This window comes from Serratia sp. 506_PEND (assembly GCF_001076875.1).
GTDB classification, from domain to species: Bacteria; Pseudomonadota; Gammaproteobacteria; order Enterobacterales; family Enterobacteriaceae; genus Serratia; species Serratia marcescens.
Map to the genome: position 1 here is coordinate 1 of NZ_JVEL01000426.1, position 1059 is coordinate 1059.

The window sequence follows — 1059 nt, forward strand, 5'->3', positions numbered from 1 at the left end:
GCTGTTCGGCATCGGCTGGATCATGAGCGGCGAGGGCGGCTGGTCACCGGCGCAGATGCTGGCCAATGTGCGCAGCAACCCGCTCAGCTACGCGCTGGCCTTCAGCGGCGCGGTGATTTGGGCGCTGTATTGCAACCTGACCAAGAAGATTGCCCGGGGCAGCAACGGCGTGGTGCTGTTTATCGCGCTGACCGCGCTGGCGCTGTGGCTGAAGTACGCCTTCAGCGCGGAAAGCGGCATGCAGTTCAGCGTCGGCGTGACCGTGACGCTGCTGTGCGCCGGGGTGGCGATGGGGGCGGGGTATGCCGCCTGGAACGTCGGCATTCTGCACGGCAACATGACGCTGCTGGCCACCGTCTCCTATTTTACCCCGGTGCTCTCGGCGGTGTTCGCCGCGCTGGTGCTGCACACCTCGCTGACCGCCAGTTTCTGGCAGGGCGTAGCGATGGTCACACTCGGCTCGCTGATCTGTTGGCGGGCAACTCGCGGAAATTAACGGAAATTATCCGCTGTCGTCGCAATGTTGAACTAGAATTTAACTAGCCATGTTGCCTGAAGGAACGACGACGATGAGAAGCGACATTCAATTTATTCAACAGCCTGAAATCGACGTGCATCACTATGAGCGCGGCGATACCGTTCGCCTGACCACGGCGAATTTGCGACATGAATATCAGCTCGACGTTTATATTTTGCGCCGCGACGATAAGCTGATTTACGGCTCGGTCGTCGCGGCGGCGCCCAAGACCGATATTCCGGTCGCCAGTTGGGAGGTGAAAAACGGCGAAGAGGTGGCGTTCCGCCAGGAAAACATCGCCAAGGCGGTGCCGGCGGTGAACTGATTTTACGTTCCGCACTTTCTCCTGATTCTGATGAAGGCCGACGCTGGCGCGTCGGCTTTTTCTTTTCCAGGGCGTGATCACGCCCTGATGTCATTTGGGTCAAAAACTGCGCTAAAAGACGCGGTGCATGACAAAAATCACAGCGAATGTGAATTTGCATGAAACATAATTTGACAAATGTGAACGCAATCGATTACCTATTCGCGAAATGCGTAAC

General features: G+C 57.3%; 2 protein-coding genes. Both read left to right on the forward strand.

From position 1 onward, the window contains the following. Positions 1 to 496 (forward strand): aromatic amino acid DMT transporter YddG (yddG, locus tag ADK28_RS16260; RefSeq protein ID WP_048796099.1); only part of this gene is annotated, 496 nt, incomplete at its 5' end. A 73-nt stretch (positions 497 to 569) separates the two neighbouring features. Continuing rightward, positions 570 to 842, forward strand: a complete 273-nt coding sequence (locus ADK28_RS16265; protein WP_004941292.1) for a hypothetical protein — start codon at positions 570 to 572, stop codon at positions 840 to 842. Positions 843 to 1059: the final 217 nt, after the last annotated feature.

Coding starts and splice junctions, on each gene's coding strand:
- ADK28_RS16265 (WP_004941292.1), top strand. CDS start 570: ATGAGAAGCGACATTCAATTTATTCAACAGCCTGAAATCGACGTGCAT.